The organism is Xanthomonas sp. SHU 308 (assembly GCF_000364645.1).
GTDB lineage: Bacteria > Pseudomonadota > Gammaproteobacteria > Xanthomonadales > Xanthomonadaceae > Xanthomonas_A > Xanthomonas_A sontii.
On record NZ_AQOK01000311.1, the window covers coordinates 1 to 4,974 of the forward strand.

Sequence of the window (4,974 nt, forward strand, 5' to 3'; positions counted from 1 at the left end):
CTCCCGAATTCCACTGAACAACGTGGTGGGTTTACACACCTAGCTGCTCGGCAGGACATCGGCTCCGCAGCTGGACGGAGCGCACCTGCCAGCCGACTGTCTCAATGGCATTTCCAGCGCAAAGCGCCATCGGCTCGAGCGCCGCGACCCAGCATCGCGGGCAGGCCTCAGCGCAGCATCCGCTGCATGTACAGCGCGATCAGCCGCGGCCGGTCCAGCGCCAGGCACACCTGCGCGTTGGCCGCAGCCCCCGGCGCGTCTGCCGTCGGCATCTCGCGGGTATAGCCCTTGTCGTCGACCACGATGCGCAGCGGCACGGTGGGGCACAGGCCCGGATCGAGCAACTGCGCCACCGGCACCACGTCGAACAGGGTCGGGGTGGCGCTGGCCCAGGGCTGGTCGGTGTCGCGCCATTGGTAGTAGAGCTGCGCCAGCGCATCGGTCAGCGGCTCGCCATGAGCGAACAGCGCCACCCGCTCCGGCTCCTCCAGGGTCACCTGGGTGGCGTCCAGCGGCAGCATCACGATCGGCACGCCGGCGCCGAACACGCGCCGCGCAGCGGGGATGTCGGCGGCGATGTTGTACTCGGCCGCCGGCGGACTCGGCGGGCGGTAGCGCGACTTGCCGTAGCCCACGCGCACCGAGCCGCCCATCAGCACCACCTGCTTGAGCTGGGCGAAGCCGGCCGGGTCGCGCTGCTGCGCGCGCGCCGCGTCGGTCAGCGGGCCGAGCACCAGCAGGGTGACTTCGCCGGGATAGCGCCGCGCCTGGTCCAGGATGAACTGCGCCGCATCCGGCGCCTTGCGCGGCAGCGTGCCCTTGGCTGCCCAGCGTGCCTGGCTGAAGGGAATCGTGCTGTCGGTGCGCTGGCCGATCGCCAGCGGGATGTCGCTGCGGCCGGCCTGCTGCAGCAGCCGCTGCAGCAGCTGCGCGCGCAGGCCGGTATCGCCCCAGGCCGAGGCGATGCCCAGCACCTGCAGCTCCGGACTGCGCAACAGCAGCGCCAGCGCGAACGCATCGTCGATGTCGTCGCCGATGTCGGTGGACACCACCACCTTCTGCAGCGACGCGGCCGTTGCTGGCGCCGTGGCCGCCGTCGCATCGTTCACCCACACGGCCGCGATCAGCAGCGCCGACGCCGCCCATTGCTTCAGCACGCGCATGCGCGTCTCCCAAAAAAGAACCGCCGGCATGATAGCCGGCGGTCGGTGTTGCAACGGCGAGGCCGCGGATCAGAAATTGGCGCGGAACTGCGCGCCGACGATGCGCGGATCGTTGATGAAGCCGGTGAGGTTGTTGAAGTCGATCGCACCGGTGGCGCGGATCTGGTTGGTGCAGTTGCGGCAGAACACCGAGACCTCGTACGCGCCGGCGCCCCAGTTGTAGCCGATCTTGGCACCGCCCTCGAGCAGCGGCTGGCCGACGAACTCGCGCGAGTCGTACAGGAAGAAGTTGATCTCGCTGCGGTAGGACCAGTCGGTGAAGAAGAAGAACTCGGCATCGTCGCCGACCGGGATGCCGTAGCGCAGGGTCGCGTTGCCCATCCACTTGGCCGCCTGCGGCAGCACGTTGCCGTCGATCAGCGCGCGGCCGGAGGCGTTGACCGGATCGGTCACGGTGCAGGTGCGGCACACGCCCACCGACAGGGTCGGGTCCTCGATGCGGGTCCAGTTGTAGGCGCCGCCCAGGGTCATGCGCAGGTTCTGGGTCAGCAGCGCTTCGAAGTCGAACTCGGCGCCGCGCGCCTTGGAGGTGTCGGCGTTGAGCAGGCGCACGTCGTTGGAGGCGCCGCCGACCGCGGTCAGCTGCTGGTTCTTCACCCGGAAGTCGTAGACGTCGAAGCTCAGGCGCGCGCGCTTGTCGAACAGGTCGGACTTGATGCCGACCTCGAACGAATCCACGGTTTCCGGCGCAGCCACGGTCAGCGGCGCGGTGGCCGACGGCACGCCGAAGCTGGCGCCGCGGAAGCCGCGGGCGGCGCGCGCATAGACGTTGACGTCGTCGTTGATGGTGTAGGTGGCGCTGAGGTCGCCGGTGACCTTGGAATTGTCGGTGCTGCCGCTGGAGGGCTGCTGCAGCGTCACGCGGTCCAGCGCGAGCACGTCGAAGGTCTTCTTGTCGTAGGTGTAGCGGATGCCGGCGCGCAGGTTCAGGCGCTCGGTGGCCGCGTAGTTCAGCGAGCCGAACGCCGCCCACGACGTGTTGCGCTGGCGGGTCAGCTGGTAGCTGGACAGGGTGCCGCCGGCCAGGGTGTTGTAGGTGTAGTTCTCGCCTTCCACCGAATCGTTGAAGTAGTACAGGCCGGCCTGCCAGTTCAGCGGCCCGGCGTACTGCGACTCGGCGCGCAGCTCCTGCGAGTACTGGTCCAGGTTCTTGATGCCGCCGGCGGTCTCCACCGGGAACGGGATCACCCCGGGGCCGGACGGCGGCGCGAACACCGCGCCGTAGCCGCCGTCGATGTCGCCGCGGCTGTAGTACTTGCCGATGCCCTCGTAGCCGGTGATCGAGTGCAGCACGATGTCGCCCAGGTCCCAGGTCAGGTTGGCGCTGCCGCCGTAGGTCTGCAGTTCCTGGGTGTTCTTGCCGTCGATGGACACCTTGTCCGGATCGAAACCGGCGACCAGCTGGTTGGTGCCCGGCTGGAAGATGTTGGCGCGGAACAGCCGCGCGGTGCCGTCGAGGTGGCGCGCGTGCGCGTTGAACAGCGCGCTGAAGTCCTCGCCCGGCTGGAACAGCACCTGCAGGCGCACCGCCGAGTCCATGTAGCCTTCGAAGGAGCGGTTGTCGATGGTGTTGTCGACCCAGTCGCCGCGGCGCTGGCCCAGCGCCGACAGGCGCGCGGCCCACTTGTCGCCCATCGCCACGCTCAGGCCGGTTTCCATGGTCATGGTGCCGTAGGTGCCGTAGGACAGGCTGGCGTAGCCGTCGTTGGCGCCGATGGTCGGCTTGACCGAGTTGAACTTGACCACGCCGGCGGGGGTGTTGCGGCCGAACAGCGTGCCCTGCGGACCGCGCAGCACTTCCAGGCTCTGCAGGTCGAAGATCGGGAAGCCCTTCAGGAACGCGTTCTCGGCGACCACGTCGTCATAGATCAGCGACACCGGCTGCGAGGCGTAGGTGTTGAAGTCGGTGTTGCCGTAGCCGCGGATGTAGAAGCGCGGGAACACGCGGCCGTTGGACGACTCGACGTTGAGGCTGGGCGCCTTGCCGGCCAGCACGCGCACGTCCGAGCCGCTGGTGGCGATGGCGTCCAGGTATTCCGGGCGCAGCACGCTGGCCGACACCGGCACGTCCTTGGAGTCCTCGGCGCGGCGCTCGGCGGTGACCTTGATCGTGTCCAGACGGGCGACCCCGTCGGTGCTGTCCGCCTGCTGGGCGGCGGCGGGGAACGAAAGCGCGGAAACGACGGCAACGGCAAGCGCACTGGCGCGCAGCGACCAACTGGCAGACATGGGAACTCCGGGATGGGTGGGCGTAATCGGGAGCGCGCCGAGTCCTTGCCGCGCCGCAGCATAATTAACACAAAATATACAACCTGCGGCGGCCGGCGTCACCTGGGGAGGCGGGGATTTGGGATTTGGGAGTCGGGATTGGCAAAAGCGGGGCCGTTGCGGGGTTGCTCGCCTGCCGGCCCCGGCCGGCTTCCCTTTTCGGATGGCCGCAGCCGCTTTTGGTTGCGTCGGGACTGAAGTCCCTCCCACAAGCGCATGCACAGCGCGCAGTCGCAGTCGCCGGTGGCCGTCGCCGTGGCGCTGGCAGCAGAGCATGGAACCGCCGAGATGCCCTGTGGGAGGGACTTCAGTCCCGACGCGCGAAGTCCTCAGGCTCCAGGCCGCTTTGGCGCACCGGTGACAGCAACCCGCCGCGACGATGCTCGATCCATGGCACGCCACTTTCCCAAAAGCCCACGCCAAACCGCACGTTCGTCGCCCTCGGCCGAAAGGCAAGCAGCGTAGACGGCCATCCCGCTGCCGCAAGCCCAACCGGGCCGCACGAAATCGCATCGCATGCCGCGCGCCGCTTCACACAGCGACCGCTGGCGACGTCTGAAGAGCGCGCATCCGCGCTGCCCTGGAGAGACCCCGATGTTCACACCCCGATCCCTGTCCCTCGTCGCCGCGCTCTGCGCGACGCTGCTCACCTGCTCCGCCCAGGCCAAGACCTGCACCGCGGTCGACAACATCGTGGCCAGCACCGCGTCGGACACCGCCAATCGCGACGCTGGCGGTACTGGCGGGCATGTCGGCCTGCACATGCAGAACGCCACGACGCCGCTGCCGCCCAGCGGCGCGCAGAGTCAGCTCGGAAAATCGGCGTTCGCCAACTGGGCGACGTTCCAGGGCGCCTTCAACAACTGGGCAGCGGCCAAGACAGGCAAGCACGTCGACTGCGGCACCGGTGGCGGCGCGAAGGACATCGTCGATGCGGCCAGTGTCGGCATCACCGCGGGATGGGCCTGCACCTCCGCCGACGGGGACGGCATCTGCACCAACTGGCGCAAGTTCAAGCCGGTCAAGGTCTGCTTCTGGTACGCCAATTCGAGGACCACGAACGGCAAGTGGCTGCTCAACACGGCCTACCCGTCGCTCAACGCGGACTGCAGTTGAGCGGTCCCGCCACCGTTGATTGCGCCGTGCGGCGCTGGCGCCTCCGCACGGCCTGCCGGCTCAACCGGCCGGCGTCTCCGGCACCCGCACCCAGCCTTCCATCAGCACGCGCGCGCTGCGGCTCATCAAGGCCTTGGTGACGGTCCACTGGCCGTCCACCTGGCGCGCCTCGGCGCCGACCCGCAAGGTGCCCGAGGGGTGACCGAAGCGCACCGCGGTGCGCTCGCCGCCGCCGGCGGCGCGGTTGACCAGGGTGCCGGGGATCGCCGCGGCGGTGCCGATCGCCACCGCCGCGGTGCCCATCATCGCGTGGTGCAGCTTGCCCATCGACATCGCCCGCACCAGCAGGTCGATGTCGGCAGGGGGG

4 protein-coding genes are annotated in these 4,974 nt (G+C 69.0%); 1 reads left to right on the top strand and 3 read right to left on the bottom strand.

All coding sequences use genetic code 11. From position 1 onward, the window contains the following. Nucleotides 1-167 precede the first annotated feature (167 nt). Together D588_RS0111040 and D588_RS0111045 are read right to left on the bottom strand one after the other, a co-directional pair. A complete protein-coding gene (locus D588_RS0111040; protein WP_017916018.1) occupies nt 168-1,163 on the bottom strand; it encodes a nucleoside hydrolase in 996 nt (331 codons plus the stop codon). A 69-nt stretch (nt 1,164-1,232) separates the two neighbouring features. Then, complete coding sequence (locus tag D588_RS0111045) at nt 1,233-3,452, bottom strand: TonB-dependent receptor (RefSeq protein ID WP_017916019.1); 2,220 nt, start codon at nt 3,450-3,452, stop codon at nt 1,233-1,235. 555 nt (nt 3,453-4,007) lie between these two features. Between D588_RS0111045 and D588_RS0111050 the strand changes: the two genes are divergently transcribed. Beyond that, nucleotides 4,008-4,607, top strand: a complete 600-nt coding sequence (locus D588_RS0111050) for a hypothetical protein (RefSeq protein ID WP_232764280.1) — start codon at nt 4,008-4,010, stop codon at nt 4,605-4,607. 60 nt (nt 4,608-4,667) lie between these two features. Here D588_RS0111050 and D588_RS24505 read toward each other — a convergent pair. After that, the coding region (locus D588_RS24505; RefSeq protein ID WP_017916021.1) for a PrpF domain-containing protein at nt 4,668-4,974 on the bottom strand (307 nt) is incomplete at its 5' end.

Bases quoted from the DNA above. Each gene is read 5' to 3' on its own strand.
- D588_RS0111045 (WP_017916019.1), bottom strand. From the start codon at position 3,452: ATGTCTGCCAGTTGGTCGCTGCGCGCCAGTGCGCTTGCCGTTGCCGTC.
- D588_RS0111050 (WP_232764280.1), top strand. From the start codon at position 4,008: ATGCCGCGCGCCGCTTCACACAGCGACCGCTGGCGACGTCTGAAGAGC.
- D588_RS0111040 (WP_017916018.1), bottom strand. From the start codon at position 1,163: ATGCGCGTGCTGAAGCAATGGGCGGCGTCGGCGCTGCTGATCGCGGCC.